Below are 15,850 nucleotides of genomic sequence, written 5' to 3' on the forward strand. Positions count from 1 at the left end.
AACGCTTTATCCCGCCGTCAGCCGGTCTCAGGGTGAACTATATGAGTAAGATTGAGTTATATCCCAAAGCTGGGTCATTTAACTTATTATTTGAAATATGCGGGTGATTTAAGCATGGCTGTTTTAGAATTTAGGCATAAAAAAATACTGGTGATATAATAGGTGTCATACTTGCATTATTGGGGGGAGCCGGGTAATTGCCTGACAACATCGAAAAAGCCATTCTGGTAGCAATAAAATCGCAAACCGCCGCTCAGGAAGATTTTTCGACCTGGATAGATGAATTGACAGCTTTGACAGAAGCAGCCGGATTTCTGCCCGTAGTTCAAGTTATACAAAACCGGGAACGAGTGCAAAGTTCTACTTATGTGGGCAAAGGTAAGCTGCAGGAGATTAAAAACCTGGTCGAAGAACTGGAACCTTCCGCAGTGGTTTTTGACAACGAATTGACTCCTGTACAGGTGCGAAATTTGGAAACAGCTCTGGAAGTGCCCATAGTGGACAGGACAATGTTAATACTGAAGATATTTGCCCAGCGTGCCCGGTCACGCGAAGGCATATTACAGGTAGAACTGGCGCGAATGGAATACATGCTGCCCCGGTTAACCGGTTTGGGAGCTGGTATGAGCCGTACAGGCGCGGGGATAGCGCCAGGGGGGCTGGTGAACAAAAGCTTGAACTGGACCGCCGCCGGATAAGGCGTAAGATCCAGGATTTAAAACAGGAGATTAAAACTGCCGAAAAGACCCGGGACCTGAACCGCAAACGCAGACGCCGGTCAGGCATCAAAATCGTTTCTATGGTAGGCTATACCAATGCCGGGAAATCATCATTATTTAATGTATTGTGTCAGAAGGCTCATCCCAGCGGCAAACCTCAGGTTGAGGCTGATGACCGTTTATTTCAGACCCTGGACACCACTACCAGAAAGATCGAACTGGGTCCAGGCTGCGAAATTTTAATAAGTGACACAGTGGGATTTATTCAAAAACTGCCGCATCATCTGGTCGCAGCGTTTAAATCTACACTGGAGGAAGCGGCGCAGGCAGATCTTTTACTGCATGTCATAGACATTTCAGATCCGCAAAATCTGGAAAAACTGCTGGTGGTTGAGGAGGTTCTGCGGGATTTGGGCGCGCCGGAGGATAAGATTATCCGGGTATACAACAAAATAGATAAGCTGCCAACGCCTCCTGCGGACAGCAATGCCATCTACATCTCGGCACGGCAAGGTTCAGGAATACCCGCTTTGCTAAATATTGTGCAACGTCGGCTCGATGATGGTTATATTTCCATTTGACTTTTCTGTATTTATTTCCGAGGTATACAATTAAATTTAATGCTGAAACCGCTAGAAACATGTAAAATATATGATGTATGTTGGGGATTTGGTTAGAAAATAGTACAGATTACACAGATTTAACAACAGCGGAGTAAGACAAAATGACCAGATATCCTGGTATCTATAAATATTCATAACTATTATCGCAAGCAGCAAATTGGTTAAGTTGGTAAGTCTTGCCGAAATGTATTGAGAGAGGCGTTTTGTTTTGAAAAAGATAAATTACAATTGGTGGCTTTGCTATGTTCGGTTTTTATTCTGGCCTTCGCGGGCGGGGCTTTAATAGGTAAATTTCTTGATGGTGATTTTGGCCACATATCACTGGCAGACAGATCTAAACGCGGAAAACCGGTAAACATTCTTTTCATGGGTATTGATGCCCGGGGTCTTAAGGAGAACTCCCGCAGTGACACTATGATTCTGGCCAGCATTGACCGCCAAAATGAGAAAATAGCCATGGTGTGGATTCCCCGCGATACCAGAGTGCAAGTCTCCAGGAATCATTACAATAAGATCAACAGTGTTAATTTCGTAGACGGACCGGAGGCTGCCTGTAAAACTGTAGGCGATCTGCTGGATACCAGGGTCGATTATTATGTAGTGACCAATTTCTATGGATTTGAAAAAATAATTAACATATTAGGCGGGGTTAATATATATGTTGAGCAGGATATGAACCATTGGGATCCCGACCCTTATCTGGCGATTCACTTAAAAAAGGGCCAGCAGAGGCTCAATGGCGCCGATTCCTTAAGATATGTGCGTTATCGCGGAACACCTACCGCTGATATAGGCCGAACCCAGCAGCAGCAAAAATTTGTCAAAGCCCTGGCGGCAGAAATGTTCAGAGCGGGGACAATTACCAAGCTGCCGCGCTTACTCCCCGAAATAGCAAAAAGCATTCATACTAACATCCCCATGAACGATATGATGTATCTGATGGAAGTGGCTGGTGATTTTGAAAATCAAACGATTATAACTCAGACTTTGCCGGGTTATTCGTATACCGATCCCGCCAGCGGGGCTAGTTACTGGATGGCCGACAGCAAAAAAGCTGACGGAATTCTCGATAGGCTGTTTGCTGGTCAGACCTTTGCGGTTAATCAAACTCCTCCCAGGTTGAATACGGTTTCACCCGTAATTAACCAGGGAGATGCTAAAAATGATGATGAGGCAAACCAGCCAACCGATAAGCTTGAACCAGCGTCTGCCGAAAATGAACCGGCTGAAGACGGAGCCGACATTAATGATAAAGAAAAGATTCCGACAGATAATCAAGATAAGGACTTGGGCAGGGATAAAAATTATACGGGTAATGGTTCGCAAGCGCCGCAGCCTGCTCCAATACCGGGTAACCCTGTTTTCCCAACGGCGCCAACCCCCAATACACCCGTAGTTCAAGGGGGATCTTCAGATCCCGCAACCGGCAGCGCCGGATACTAAACTACAACAGAGGCGGAAGTGTTATGCTTTTGCCTTTAATCATTCTTGTAGCAGGCCAGTATTTCACCGAAGTAGAGAACATGATAGTCTTCATCGCTATAGAACCTGGTTTTTATTGTTTCATCCAGTCCTTCTGGGTCGAGGGGCTGCCGGTACATAATCCTGCATTCGTAAATAAGTCCGCAGTTTGCGATAACTGGAGCTTCTGTTTTTTGGCCCGGAGTGATGGTCAAATTTAGCTCCCGGAATTTATCCATATCCCTTCCTGATTTACTTCCCGCTATGGCCAGGCTTTTCTTAAAATCATTTTCCAAAGGAACGCTTACCGAGAAATCTTGAGCATCACTGATTAATTCGTGGGTATAGCGTGAATAACGCACCATTACCACCATTACAGCTTCTGCCACATATAACCGACTGCACCCCAGCCTATGGTCATGGTGTTTATACGTTCACCTGCTTTAACTGACAGGAACGCCCCCCGGGGCAGTTGCTCCAGCATCTCCCTGGACATTTCATGGTATTTTAAATTAGCGAGCATTAAAAGCAACTCCTTTTCAACATAATCGAATATTTTGTACCATAACTAACTGGTTACATCAGGTTCAAATCTGTGTTTATCTGTGGTTTTTTTCAATTAATTATCCCTGTATCAGTTCTATTCGTTCCCCGTCCGGTCCCAGACAGAAGATAATAAATCTGCCTCCGGGGATAGAACGCGGTTCATCAAATAGAAATTCAACCCCCAATGCTTTTAAACGGTTAATCTCTTGCTCAATATCATCCACCTGTAAAGCGATATGGTCATGCAGACCGGTTTTTCTTGGCGTATTTTCATCAGGGTAATGCAGCAATTCTAAGGTGAAATTCTCGCCTTCCAAATAATATATCTTTACGTGTTCCATTTCTGTTGTACCGGCTGGTTTACAGGAAAATACCCTGCTGTAAAAATCGAGAGATCGTTTCAGGTCCAAAACCGCCAGGCCTATATGCGCTAATTTCAATTCTCTTATCTCCTTATTAGTATTTTATATGCACCAGCTATATTATAAATAGTTTTAAACAAAAGCTATGAATCCGTATCAAGTCAATTAATTCAAGTTGAGTTTTAAACCCTTTAACCGGGTGCATACTAGCAAGGAAGCTTATTCTATACTAATATGGTTTAAGATACCACTAAGTGAATTATATAAACAATATTCAGGAGGAACAAGATGAGTGAAATGATAAAGAAACGCACAGAAATAGCCCAGGAACACAAGTGGAAATTAGAGGATATGTACCCGCAGGAGGAGATATGGGAAGAGGAATTTAATAAATTAAAAGACCTGAGCGGGCAGATTGAAACATATCGAGGCCGCCTGGGTCAATCTGCACAGGAACTTTTATCCGGACTCAGGATATCAGAAGAAGCGGAACGGTTGAGTGAAAAACTGTATGCCTACGCGCGTATGCGCCGTGATGAGAATAATGCTGATACACATTACCAGACTCTGGTTGACCGTATTGAAACCCTGGGTATACAGGTAGCCAGTGCTACAGCTTTTATTACTCCGGAGCTGACCGGGATTCCCAAGGAAAAAGTCCAATCTTTCATGGAAAACCAGGCGGATCTTAAAGTATACCAGCACTTTTTTGCCCAATTATGGCGGCAGCAAGATCACATATTATCTCCCGAAGAAGAACGTCTCCTGGCTATGAGCCAGGACTTGTCTTCAGCTTCCGGTAATATTTTCGGTATGCTGAATAATGCCGATATCAAGTTTCCTGTAATAAAGGATGAAAATGGCCAGGAAATTGAATTAACCAAAGGCCGGTTTGGACGGTTTATGGAGAGCCAGGACCGCAGGGTGCGTCAGGAGGCGTTTAGCGGATTATATTCTTCATACGGCAAGCTAAAAAACACCCTGGCGGCGACTCTGTCCTCCAGCGTTAAAAAGGATATTTTCTATGCCCGGGCGCGCAAATACCCGTCAGCACTGATAGCTTCATTGGATCAGGATAACATATCACCGGAGGTTTATGACAGCCTTATTAAAACCGTACATGAGAAAATGGATTATATGTACCGTTATATGAAGCTGCGCCAAAAAATGCTGCAGGTTGATGAACTGCATATGTATGATATTTATGTGCCGCTGGTTAAAGACTACCAGAAGGAAATCCCTTATGAAGAGGCTTGCAGTATGGTTTTTGACGGGTTAAAAATTCTGGGGGAAGAATACCTGCAGCGGCTGCGTTCAGGTATTAACGGGGGTTGGATCGATATATATGAAAACGAGGGTAAAACCAGCGGGGCCTATTCCTGGGGAACTTATGACAGCCATCCTTATGTGCTTTTGAACTATGACAATAAACTGGACGATGTTTTTACGCTGGCTCATGAACTGGGTCATTCCTTGCACAGCCTGTATTCCCACCAGGCACAGCCCTATGTCTACAGCCAGTATCCCATATTCCTGGCCGAGGTTGCTTCCACGGTAAATGAATCCCTGCTTATTGATCATCTTCTCCAGCAAAACCTGGAACGTGAAGAAAAAATATATCTGCTTAATCATTACCTGGAGCAATTCCGGGCTACTGTTTACCGGCAGACTATGTTTGCTGAATTTGAGAAAATCATTCACGAGAAGGTGGAAGCAGGAGAAGCTTTGACTGCGGATTCCCTGTGTTCTATTTACCGGGGCTTAAATGAACTTTACTACGGCTCAGGGGTAGTCTTGGATCAGGAGATTGAATTGGAATGGGCCAGGATACCTCATTTCTATTCAGCCTTTTACGTATATAAGTATGCTACTGGTTTTGCGGCTGCTACGGCACTAAAGGAACAGATTTTATACGAGGGTGAACCGGCCGTAAAAAGATATATTAAATTCCTGCAGAGCGGAAATTCTGATTATCCCTTGATACTTTTAAAACAAGCCGGGGTCGATCTCAGCACATCGGGACCGGTAGCTTCAGCCCTTGATTATTTCGGTAAATTATTGACTGAGCTTGAGAGCCTGGTATAACAGCAGAGAATGATAGAACGAATGACTGTAAATTCACAGACTGAGGCCCATCCCCAAAGTGGATGGGCCTCATTAGTTAAGATTAAATGGAAATAAATTCACTTTTAACAAGTATCAAGCGTAAAAATAATATTAACCGGTTTTAAGCAAATATAAAAACCAGCAAATGCGCATAATTATTGTAAGAATGCATCAGTCATGTATATGAGGAGGATATTATATTGACCATTAATGATGATTATTCAGAAGGGCTTTTTTATAAGGCGATGCATGATCTGTTTTCCCAAATAGCTGAATTCAGCAATTATGATCTGGTGGTCGGTATTCCTTTTTATCATGAAAAACCCGAACAACTGCAGGCCTTGCTTTATTCAGTGGACAAGGTATTGGAATCCTGGATAGGGAGAAGACAGCTGATTATATGTATTGGCGATTCTGCCGCAGCGGAAAACTGCGAAATGATAAACAAATTGAAGCTACCCACCCGCAAATAGCGTTTGTTCTACCTGCCGAGATCAGCGGCCGGGGTAACAGCATACGCGCTATGCTGGAAATCGGCAAACGCCTCGAAGCGGATCTTTTGATATTTAACGCCAATATGGCAGGCAATAAAGGTCCAGGCATAGAAGATGCCTGGCTGGAAAACCTGCTAACCCCTATTCAAGGGCATTATGACATGGTGCTGGGAAGTCTGCGCAGGTTCCAGGGAATGGACAGCATCGCGCATATGCTGGCTGCCCCCATTCTGGAATCTTTTTATGGATGCCGTATCAGCGACCCTTTGGGGGGAATCTATGCCCTGGCGCACGATTTTGTTGAGGAATTAGCCAGGGAGGCCCGCTTTTGGGGCCAATGCATCGGCGGTTACGGCATAGACTTCTGGCTTTTAACCCGCGCTCTCTGTTGGGATAAGAGCATCTGTGAAGTAAATATGGGAGGAGCGGTAACCCCGCACACCCTGGCTTCTCGGAACCGGATTTTTTACGATACATCTTTGGCCTTGTTTGAATGTTTGAAAAGAGACAGCGCTATCTGGCTGCAGGAACGTCTGGTCATTAAGGTGACAGATATACTGGCGCGCAGAGAAGTGAAAAAGGCTGATTTGACTGTTTATCCAATTCCCGAGTTACTGCAGAATTTCAAGACAGGGTGCAGCCAGTATGCAAATATCATTGAACAATGCAGCGCGCAGGAGATGATAGCCGCAATTGTAAATCTGCCGGAGGATCGATTCCGCTTGTCAGATGAATTATGGGTTCGGGCCTTGTTTCAGTTATTCCTGCTGTACTGTTTTGAATCCCAGAATTCCTGTACGGCTGAAATATTGTCATCATTGACAGCCTTGTATAATGGCAGGGTAGCCAGCTATACCCTGGATATGCACGCATTTAGCCGGACAATTGCCGATCTGCCTGATGAAGATAAGGAAGAGATGCTGGTGCATAAAATGGAATCGGTGCGTCAAAATCTGACCAATCAATTCTGGCAGCTTAAATCCGAGATGACCCAACACTGGCTGCAAAGAAGCGAACAACAGAAGCCGGCATTTGTTCCTCTGGGATATATGGAATATGTTCCCGGCAAGCCGGTTGTAGTCCCTAAACAAATAACCGGCCCGGATCAGAAAATCGTATCTACAGATAACATTTTCAAACAGTTGCGCAAAAGCTATGAGGAAAAATTTAATGCTTTTATCAACGAGGGATTGGGGGTTGTGGTTTCAGCCAGCCCCGATAATACAGTTGCGGCTGTTAGGCAGTATGTAAGTGAACTGGAATCGGTCCTGGAACAGGTGCTTCCTGGTGATCTGCACACCCGGGAAGGTATGCAGGAATTTGTGGATGGAATCTTTTCATTATATAAACCGGGGAAGATGTTCAGTATTCACTCTGATTTACTGCGAGAAATGCTGGTGCGTTTTCCTCCTATCAATTTAATGATTCCATTGGGATTCTATAGGGTAGAAGATCTGGTGGCCAGTATGGACCCGCGCGATGCAGTAACTTATGCCAATCTGGTTGAGAGCTGGATTTACACCGATCGGGATCTTCTATGGCTGGTTGATAACATAAAACCTGAAAGTTTCGGATGGGTGGATTTGAAGGCTATAATTCTCAGCGGCGATTTGAATATGGGGATTATTTATCAAAATAATACAAGTAATTTGAACCGGATTACAGCCCGTATCGCAGTCAAAACTCTCGAAAAAGGCCGGGGGGGCAAATACCCGCGTATACGTTATTTTACCAACCTGATTCGTCGTCTGGCCATGGTAGAGAATTACTCGCGCCTTTTCAGCCTGACCATATCAGAACGTAAGAACATCGGCATTAAAATTAGAAATTCCCTCCTGGGCTTGCAAAAGGGCGATGAGTTTTCGGCCCACAATATTTTCGAAAACCTTCATCACCGGCGGATGGTAGTAAAACTGCAGGAAATGGCGGAGTTATTAGATAATGACGGTAAACACGAAGCTGCCAGGCTTTTTCGTCTTATGTCCCAGAGTTATGGTCTAAGTCAGGTGTTGGAGAACGAAACCTTCCTTACCTGTACGGCCTGGAGCTGGGCCAGCTACAGTTTTAAAGGCGGGCTGAAGATACCCAGTCCTGCTACAACCAGCGTAGAAAGCCGCTGGTTTAATCATGACTTTCTGGAAAGACTTTATATGGAGTTTGGCTATGAACCTGCGGAAGTTGAACAGTTGGTTTTTCATCTGATTCAGTCCGGCAAAAGCAGCAGTAATTTACTTGATGCCTTACTGCCGGCTCGTCCCCGTGATGTAGCGGTGGTGGTACAGGAGATAACCACTGAACCGAGCAGGCACCTGCAAAGATATAAAGGCAATCCGATTTTGGAACCATTGGAGAACAGCGCCTGGGAATCAAAATATGTTTTGAATCCCGGGTCACTGAGAATTGGAGAAAAGGTCTATCTTTTCTACCGGGCGGTGGGAGTTGATGATATTTCCCGCATCGGCCTGGCTATTACCGACGGTTACCGCTTGATTGAGAGGCTGCCTGATCCGATTTTTGTTCCTGAGGGTGCTGAGGAAAAAATGGGATGCGAAGACCCGCGGCTGATTATTGTGGATGACAAAATATTTATGTTATACACAGCCTATGATGGCAATATCGCGCAAATAGCCGCAGCTTCTATCGGAGTTGCTGATTTCAAATCCGGTAATTATACCAACTGGCATCGCGAGGGCTTAGCATTTAAGAATATTTGGGATAAAGACGCTATCCTGTTCCCGGAAAAGATTAACGGGAAGTATGTAATATATCATCGCATAGAACCCAGTATATGGGTTACTTATATGAAAGATTTGAAATTCCCCATTCGGGAAAAACATGCTATTATAATTGGTCCCAGGCCGGGTCGCATGTGGGATTCGCTAAAAATAGGCGCGGGGGCCCAGCCCCTCAAGACAAAATATGGATGGCTGCTGATTTATCACGGAGTTGATTATAATTATGTTTACCGCCTGGGGGTAATACTGGTTGATCGGGATAATCCCCAGAAGGTTCTATATCGTTCTCCCAATCCCATACTTGAGCCGGAGGAGGAGTATGAAATCGGGCTTTCGGGGGCCTGGGTTCCCAATGTGGTTTTTACCTGTGGGGCCGTAGCCGGTACGGATAAAGAAGTACTGGAAGATGAAGATGAAATCCTGGTGTACTATGGAGCGGCTGACACAAGTATAGGGGTAGCGATTGCTACTCTGGCTGATTTAATTCCGGCAGCGTTTAGGAATCAGAACGGGAAACACATAAAGCCCGTATCTAAATAGATACGGGCTTAAATATAATTAATTTTTCATACTATACAACCGGGCTGCTTTCGAGGACATTGTCTGACAGGAGTCTTTGTTGAGCTGCATTGGCTACCAACAAATCACTTAACAACAAGGATATTACGGCTTCGGCTCCCTGATTCAGGTTTACACCTTGTTGCGTCAGGCCATCATAACATCCTCCGCTTTTTTCATCATATAATGAAAGCCCATGAATATTAACGCCGCGATACCAGCTGTGGGCAAGAACCGCCAGGTCAAGGTATTCGGAAACCCCTACACTTTCATAGGCTTCCACCAATGCGAAAATTATCGATGATGCGTCAACTGGCTGCTGGTCGTAAACGGGTATGGTTCCCCCCCGTTTATACCAGCCCTGGTTCCCTACAATGTTTAAATAACCTTTGCGAAAAAGGATATTGCTCAAAAAATTTATGGAATCATGACCGATTTTCAAAGCGCGTTTATCACCATTTAACGTATAAACGGCAAACATAGCCTGTGGCAATATGCCGTTGCAGTAGGTGATATTGTCTTCAAACCATAACCACTCCGGACTGTGTTTAGATCGATAAAGCGATATCAGATTTTGGCTTAAATGTGATATATAAAACCAATAATTCGCCGGGCGGTGGTTAATATTACATTTGCACAGTCCTATCAAAGCATAGGCCATACCCCGGGGAGAGGAAAATTCTAGAACCCTGAATAAATTGTTTTCCAGCAGGTTAAACGCTGACCGGCTCAGGTCTTCCCAGGGACTGCAGGTAGCGAGAGAACACGCTAATATGGCACGGCCTACACTATCTTCCGAATCAAAAGCGGAGGAATAACTGCCATTACGGTAAATAAGATTGCACCATCCGTTATAAATATTCTGGGCGCGTTTGAGATAGGAAAGATAAATAGAGGCCAGTTCATAGCCTTCATCCAATGAAAGCGCAATTATCAAGGCCCGGGCATTATCGTCAAGGGTGTAACCGCTTAGGGGATCAGGCTTATTTAAACGTGAAAATTGCAGTATACCGTTTTGATCGGTCATCATTAAAAGGTGTCTATAATCGTGCATAAGATAGTAATTCTTCCTCCCGGATATACTGGTCATTTAGGATTTGTTTAAATAAACGGGTATATTGTTGCCCTACTGCGGACCATGTCCACTGCTTCCCCAGTTCATAAGATTTTTTTTCAAGCTGTGATTTCAATTTTTTATCATTCAAGATCATAATCAGTAAATCAGCCAGCTCTTCAGGCCGGGCATGTTCTGCGAGCAAGCCTCTTTTACCGGCCAGTACTTCCTGGGCATAAGCATAAGAGGTTGATACAATAGCCCTGCCACAGCCTACCGCAAATGCCATTGTCCCGCTCACGGCCTGATCTTTATTGGGATAGGGACTGAGGTAAATATCAGTCATATAAAGATATTCTCCCAGTTCTTCGTCATCTAAATATTTATTAATGAACTTCACATTATCATCTAGATTCAGATCAGATACTAATTCTTCCAGCATAGTACGGTATTTTTCTCCTTGGGTCTTTTTCAGCATAGGGTGAGTTTGTCCCAGAATTAAATAGGTGACCTCCGGATGCTCAGGAACAATCGTTGCCAGGGCGCCAATTCCCAATTCCAATCCCTTGCCTGGTCCTATTAACCCGAAAGTGCTGATAATCTCCCGCCCTTCCAGGCGGTATTTGCGTTTCAAGTCTTGACGCGCTTTAACAGCAAATTCCGGAACCCCATGTGCGATTACATGAATGAGTTCCGGCGGCGCTTCATAGAGATTCTCCAATAATTTAGCCGAGCCCCTGGTCATACAGACTATGGCTGCGGCTCGTTGACATAAGGAGAATAATATATCTTTTTGGTTCTTGATGGGGTGGGGTAATACAGTATGCGTCACCAGTATAAACGGTTTCTGCAGCCGTTTGGCCAGCTCCAGAATATATTCTCCGTCCTGGCCTCCGTAAATGCCATATTCATGTTGGATTATGAGCAATTCAATATTATGGGAAGCATTGATGAATTTAGCCGCTTTGATGTAATCTGCCTTCTGGTTTTGCCTAAGATTAAATACCAGTTCGCGCGGATAACGATATTCATAATTGTTGTCGGAAACCGCCATGATTTTAATATCATTGCCATGGAGCAGCAGACTATTGCGCAGATCCATAGAAAACGTAGCTATGCCGCACTGCTTCGGAGGATAGGTCCCCAGATTCAGTATGGTCATGTTCTCACTCCTTTAAATTCGCCCGCTTTTGCGGAATTACCGTTTCAAAAACACCTTTAGATTTAATGATTTACTTGCCCATTGTTTTTCTTAACCTAACTTTCGCACCTGGGAGAAATTTATGTAAGGCAAAATGCTGTTTGATGTTATAGGAAATCATATTATTATCCCGCCGTCATCCGGTCGCTTATGTTTGCCTTAATAAGATTGAAAGTTAAGTTCTTAATTAATATCTTCCTCCCAAAATCATATAATTATACTTATGGGCAATTTCTCTTTATTTTAAACGGTATTTTTCACCCCAATTTCATGAAGGTAGCCAAAGAGTACCTCTTTGATGGCCTCCAGGGATGAGGCGGTCTTTGCTTCACAGCGAACAATGAGTTCAGGTCCGGTATTTGAAGCCCGGACAAGACCCCAGCCTTCAGGAAATAGAATACGGGCGCCATCTATGTCAATAATTTTATACTGTTCTCTAAAATGATTGGTTACCTTTTCTACTACTGCAAATTTCTCCTCATCACTGCTGGGAAGACGAATTTCTGGCGTGGAGTAATATTGAGGCACATCAGACAGCATATCGCTAAGGCTCAATTCGCTGTAAGATAGAAGCAAAAGCAGCCGCGCTGCTGCATATATGGCATCATCATATCCGTAATAATCATCGGCAAAAAACATATGTCCAGACATTTCACCGGTAAATATAGCGCCCGTTTCCTTCATTTTAGCCTTAATTAAAGAATGTCCTGTTTTGTAAATAAGGGGATTACCCCCTAACCTTTCGATCTCATCAATAAGGGCCTGAGAACATTTGACCTCAACTATGCAATTTGTTCCCGGGCAGCGCGGCAGTATATCCCGCCAGAATAAAATCATTAGCATATCTCCCCAGGTGAGACGGCCTTTATTATCGACAACTCCCAGACGGTCGCCATCGCCGTCAAGGCCAATTCCAAGGTCCGCATGGCTGTTCTTTACCATTTCCACCAGGTCCCGCATGTTTTCGGGATCGACAGGATCAGGATGATGATGCGGAAAATCAGGGTTCGAATCACAATAAAGTTCTATGACTTCACAGCCCAGGCTGCGGAAAATTTGCGGCGCAAAAAATGAAGCTGTTCCATTACCGCAATCCAAGGCTACCTTTAATTTTTTCGGACCCAGTTTTATCTTTTCTTTTATCATTTGGGCATAAGCGTCATTAATATCAACATATTTGATACTGCCCCGGGGACCGCTGAAAAAGTCCTGCCTTTCAACCAAACGCCTTATATCTTGAATCTTCTCGCCGTAGATAGTGGAGTCCCCTAAAAGCAATTTACAGCCATTGTATTCGCCGGGATTATGGCTGGCGGTGATCATTACCCCCGCGTCGATTTTTAAATGACGGGCAGCAAAATAAAAAACCGGTGATATAACTATTCCCAGATCGATAACATCACACCCTGTGTTTTGAATAGCTTCCACCATGATTTCGCGCATAAGAGGACTGGATTTTCTGTTATCCCTGCCGATCAGGATGCTCATATGACCCTCGCGAATAGCCATGGTCGCAAAAGCTTTGGCAATATCATGCATGGTTTGTTCATTCAATTCCTCACCCACGATGCCTCGGATATCATACTGGCGAAAAATATTTTCATAAACATTACCCTCCTTGCAAAAAACCTGGAAATCTATATTTTGAGATTTGGCTTACCCCACACTTATATAGTCTTTTTGTAAAAAAACTTTAGAAACTTCTATAACAAATCATGACGTTCTAATATTTCCAGGTTTTGTACTATTTGTTTTATTTCCTGATCCTTATCTCGCGGGGCAATAAAAATAAGATCGCTGGTTTCTACTACCAGCAGATTTTCCATGCCAAATAAAACTACAGTTTTCTCCAGTTGTCTTACCAGGCAGTCTTTGCAGTTCTGCAGGATAATGTCTTGGCCGTTACAAATATTGCCTGATTCATCTGCCGGAGTAATTTCCGCCAGGGCATTCCAACTGCCCAGGTCAGACCAGCCAAACTCAGCGGGTACTACCGCCATATGATTTGATTTTTCAGCTATGGCATAATCGAGGCTGATATTAGGTAGCTCAGCATATGAACTAAGATAATGTTCAAAACCCTGCAGCATTTTTTCATAAACCACAGGGAGATGCGTGGAAAATTCTTGGGCTAGAAGGCTCAGCTTGCCGATATAAATCCCCGCATTCCATAGGTGCTGGCCGCTTTGCATATATTTTGCGGCGGTGGCGCTATCCGGTTTTTCAAGGAAAGAATCAACAGGAAAGACATCGGGCAGGGTACTTATTTCCCATTTGCTTCGTTCTATGTAACCGAATCCCGTTTCAGGCCGCTGCGGAGTAATACCTATAGTTACCAGATTGTCTGCTTTAGCCGCTTGACAGGCACGTTCGATACTCTGAGCAAATACTGCCGGGTTCAATATATGATGATCAGCCGGAAATATGCCCAAGACTTCATCCGGCATGGTGTGCATGTATTTGCTTAAAACCAGGCCCACAGCCGGAGCGGTATTTTTACCTTCAGGCTCACTTAAGATTTCAATAATATCTGCGTCAGGCCTTTGCTTGATGAGATCAGCAATATCAGCGTTCAGTTCATCACTGGTAATGATAATTATTTGCGAGGAACCAGCCTGTATAAGCCGATCCAGGGTATGATCAAGCATGGATCGGCTGCCCACCAGTTTACATAACTGCTTGGGGCGCTGGCGCCTGCTTTCCGGCCATAGGCGCAGACCCCTGCCTCCGGCCAGGACTACAGCTATCATTAAGTATTCCTCCATCAACAAAAATACTATTTACAATTTATGATTGGAGACAAATGTTTATTCAGACTTTCACTTCATTTTTTCCAATTAATATAGTATTGATACCGGATTAGGTTATTATCATTATTATCTGCAGGTTTTTTATGCAAACCGGGAAGAATATGAAAACAATGCAAGGAAGGTGAATGAAGTGTTGATTCCAGATCAATTGCGGGGCAGTTTATTAGATTTTAAGGAAAATATTTCATTACAAGATATATTAGGAATTATTATAGGAACATTTATATTGGCATTTGGAGTGCAGTCGGTGTTAGTACCGGTGAAATTACTTCATGGCGGGATTACAGGAATAGCCATAGTATTAAACTTCTTAAGCAAAATAGATGTTTGGCTCTGGTATGTCGTATTGAATATTCCTATATTTCTGGCAGGTTTTAAACTGGTAAGCAGGCGTTTTTTTTTTATACAGCCTGATTGGTACCGCTGGTCTGTCATTTTTCCTGGCTTTATTAAAACCAGTTAAATTTGGCGTAGAGGACCTGTTCTTGAATGCTCTCCTGGGAGGTTTGATTGCCGGCCTGGGTTCTGGAATCGTATTTCGCAGCAAAGGTTCATCCGGCGGTCTGGATATCATTGCTATTATTTTCAGGAAATACCGTGGATATAGTATAGGGCAGACATTTTTCTTAATTAACCTTTTTATATTGGCGGCTTCGATATTGGTGACCAATCTGCAGCTGGCGTTATATTCAGCTATTTCTATATATGTATCGGCCCAGGTGGTGGATATGGTGCAGTCAGGCCTGCAGGTTAAGAGAACCGCAATGATTATATCTGAAAAAGCAGATGATATTGCTGCGGCAATAATGCATAACCTGCATCGGGGATGCACTTTTCTAGATGGTCATGGCGCTTATTCCGGTAAAGAAAAGAAGCTGGTTATGACCATAGTTGGCAAAAGTGAATTGCCGAGATTGAAAGAAATAGTTTTTTCTATAGATCCGAGTGGTTTTATGACGGTAAACGAAGCCATAGAGGTTTACGGCAAAGGCTTTCGCGCAGAAATACATGACTTTTAATCAAATTAATTGACATAGATTACGCAGAATAAGACAGATTAATGCAGACCTATGTTAATGTATTTATCAAATACCAGTCTCAATTAACTTTGATAAACATAGGAAGGATGGGATAATAGAATAATTATTAAGAGAATGTTATGGATTTATTAATTTTCCAGG

At 43.7% G+C, this 15,850-nt stretch carries 15 protein-coding genes; 8 read left to right on the forward strand and 7 right to left on the reverse strand.

Annotated elements, in window-relative coordinates; all coding sequences use genetic code 11:
• Positions 1–197 precede the first annotated feature (197 nt).
• The 3 genes from JCM14374_RS15815 (at position 198) to JCM14374_RS10240 (ending at position 2,785) form a co-directional block, all read left to right on the forward strand.
• Positions 198–698 (forward strand): HflX-like GTP-binding protein, encoded by a 501-nt coding sequence (locus tag JCM14374_RS15815; RefSeq protein WP_054696868.1) that lies wholly within the window; start codon positions 198–200, stop codon positions 696–698.
• The gene (gene hflX, locus JCM14374_RS15820) at positions 695–1,300 is read left to right on the forward strand and encodes a GTPase HflX (RefSeq protein WP_369397353.1); all 606 of its coding nucleotides are present in this window, start codon (positions 695–697) and stop codon (positions 1,298–1,300) included. The genes JCM14374_RS15815 and hflX overlap by 4 nt, the downstream gene beginning before the upstream one ends.
• A 231-nt stretch (positions 1,301–1,531) precedes the next feature.
• Positions 1,532–2,785 (forward strand): LCP family glycopolymer transferase, encoded by a 1,254-nt coding sequence (locus tag JCM14374_RS10240; protein ID WP_054696872.1) that lies wholly within the window; start codon positions 1,532–1,534, stop codon positions 2,783–2,785.
• A 35-nt stretch (positions 2,786–2,820) separates the two neighbouring features.
• Here JCM14374_RS10240 and JCM14374_RS10245 read toward each other — a convergent pair whose 3' ends face one another.
• The 3 genes from JCM14374_RS10245 to JCM14374_RS10250 form a co-directional block, all read right to left on the reverse strand.
• A complete protein-coding gene (locus tag JCM14374_RS10245; protein ID WP_369397351.1) occupies positions 2,821–3,192 on the reverse strand; it encodes a flavin reductase family protein in 372 nt (123 codons plus the stop codon).
• Entirely contained in the window at positions 3,177–3,326 is a 150-nt protein-coding gene (locus JCM14374_RS15825) for a hypothetical protein (protein WP_369397352.1), read from the reverse strand. Before JCM14374_RS15825 ends, JCM14374_RS10245 begins: the two co-directional genes overlap by 16 nt.
• A 100-nt stretch (positions 3,327–3,426) precedes the next feature.
• Positions 3,427–3,789 carry a VOC family protein gene (locus JCM14374_RS10250; protein ID WP_054696873.1) on the reverse strand — a complete coding sequence of 121 codons (363 nt, stop codon included), beginning with the start codon at positions 3,787–3,789 and terminating at the stop codon, positions 3,427–3,429.
• A gap of 210 nt (positions 3,790–3,999) precedes the next feature.
• Between JCM14374_RS10250 and pepF the strand changes: the two genes are divergently transcribed.
• The 3 genes from pepF (at position 4,000) to JCM14374_RS14100 (ending at position 9,586) form a co-directional block, all read left to right on the forward strand.
• A complete protein-coding gene (gene pepF, locus JCM14374_RS10255; protein WP_054696874.1) occupies positions 4,000–5,796 on the forward strand; it encodes an oligoendopeptidase F in 1,797 nt (598 codons plus the stop codon).
• Between the two features lie 221 nt (positions 5,797–6,017).
• Positions 6,018–6,290: a hypothetical protein gene (locus JCM14374_RS10260; RefSeq protein ID WP_054696875.1), complete on the forward strand. Its 273-nt coding sequence runs from the start codon at positions 6,018–6,020 to the stop codon at positions 6,288–6,290.
• Positions 6,218–9,586 carry a glycoside hydrolase family 130 protein gene (locus JCM14374_RS14100; RefSeq protein WP_207641623.1) on the forward strand — a complete coding sequence of 1,123 codons (3,369 nt, stop codon included), beginning with the start codon at positions 6,218–6,220 and terminating at the stop codon, positions 9,584–9,586. Before JCM14374_RS10260 ends, JCM14374_RS14100 begins: the two co-directional genes overlap by 73 nt.
• 31 nt (positions 9,587–9,617) lie before the next feature.
• Here JCM14374_RS14100 and JCM14374_RS10270 read toward each other — a convergent pair whose 3' ends face one another.
• From JCM14374_RS10270 to JCM14374_RS10285, 4 genes are all read right to left on the reverse strand, one after another.
• Complete coding sequence (locus JCM14374_RS10270; RefSeq protein ID WP_054696886.1) at positions 9,618–10,658, reverse strand: hypothetical protein; 1,041 nt, start codon at positions 10,656–10,658, stop codon at positions 9,618–9,620.
• A complete protein-coding gene (locus JCM14374_RS10275; protein ID WP_054696887.1) occupies positions 10,645–11,820 on the reverse strand; it encodes a glycosyltransferase family 4 protein in 1,176 nt (391 codons plus the stop codon). Before JCM14374_RS10275 ends, JCM14374_RS10270 begins: the two co-directional genes overlap by 14 nt.
• 282 nt (positions 11,821–12,102) lie before the next feature.
• On the reverse strand, positions 12,103–13,455 hold the full coding sequence (locus JCM14374_RS10280; protein WP_278279271.1) for a phosphomannomutase/phosphoglucomutase: 1,353 nt from the start codon (positions 13,453–13,455) through the stop codon (positions 12,103–12,105).
• A gap of 107 nt (positions 13,456–13,562) precedes the next feature.
• Positions 13,563–14,609 (reverse strand): mannose-1-phosphate guanylyltransferase, encoded by a 1,047-nt coding sequence (locus JCM14374_RS10285; protein ID WP_054696893.1) that lies wholly within the window; start codon positions 14,607–14,609, stop codon positions 13,563–13,565.
• Positions 14,610–14,790: 181 nt separating this feature from the next.
• Between JCM14374_RS10285 and JCM14374_RS15360 the strand changes: the two genes are divergently transcribed.
• The gene (locus JCM14374_RS15360) at positions 14,791–15,132 is read left to right on the forward strand and encodes a YitT family protein (protein ID WP_172674208.1); all 342 of its coding nucleotides are present in this window, start codon (positions 14,791–14,793) and stop codon (positions 15,130–15,132) included.
• Entirely contained in the window at positions 15,110–15,688 is a 579-nt protein-coding gene (locus JCM14374_RS15365; protein WP_278279272.1) for a YitT family protein, read from the forward strand. The genes JCM14374_RS15360 and JCM14374_RS15365 overlap by 23 nt, the downstream gene beginning before the upstream one ends.
• The last annotated feature ends 162 nt before the right edge of the window (positions 15,689–15,850 follow it).

Source organism: Syntrophomonas palmitatica JCM 14374 (assembly GCF_001311885.1).
GTDB lineage: Bacteria > Bacillota > Syntrophomonadia > Syntrophomonadales > Syntrophomonadaceae > Syntrophomonas_A > Syntrophomonas_A palmitatica.

Bases quoted from the DNA above. Each gene is read 5' to 3' on its own strand.
- JCM14374_RS15825 (WP_369397352.1), bottom strand. From the start codon at position 3,326: ATGCTCGCTAATTTAAAATACCATGAAATGTCCAGGGAGATGCTGGAG.
- pepF (WP_054696874.1), top strand. From the start codon at position 4,000: ATGAGTGAAATGATAAAGAAACGCACAGAAATAGCCCAGGAACACAAG.
- JCM14374_RS14100 (WP_207641623.1), top strand. From the start codon at position 6,218: ATGTATTGGCGATTCTGCCGCAGCGGAAAACTGCGAAATGATAAACAA.
- JCM14374_RS10270 (WP_054696886.1), bottom strand. From the start codon at position 10,658: ATGCACGATTATAGACACCTTTTAATGATGACCGATCAAAACGGTATA.
- JCM14374_RS10275 (WP_054696887.1), bottom strand. From the start codon at position 11,820: ATGACCATACTGAATCTGGGGACCTATCCTCCGAAGCAGTGCGGCATA.
- JCM14374_RS10285 (WP_054696893.1), bottom strand. From the start codon at position 14,609: ATGATAGCTGTAGTCCTGGCCGGAGGCAGGGGTCTGCGCCTATGGCCG.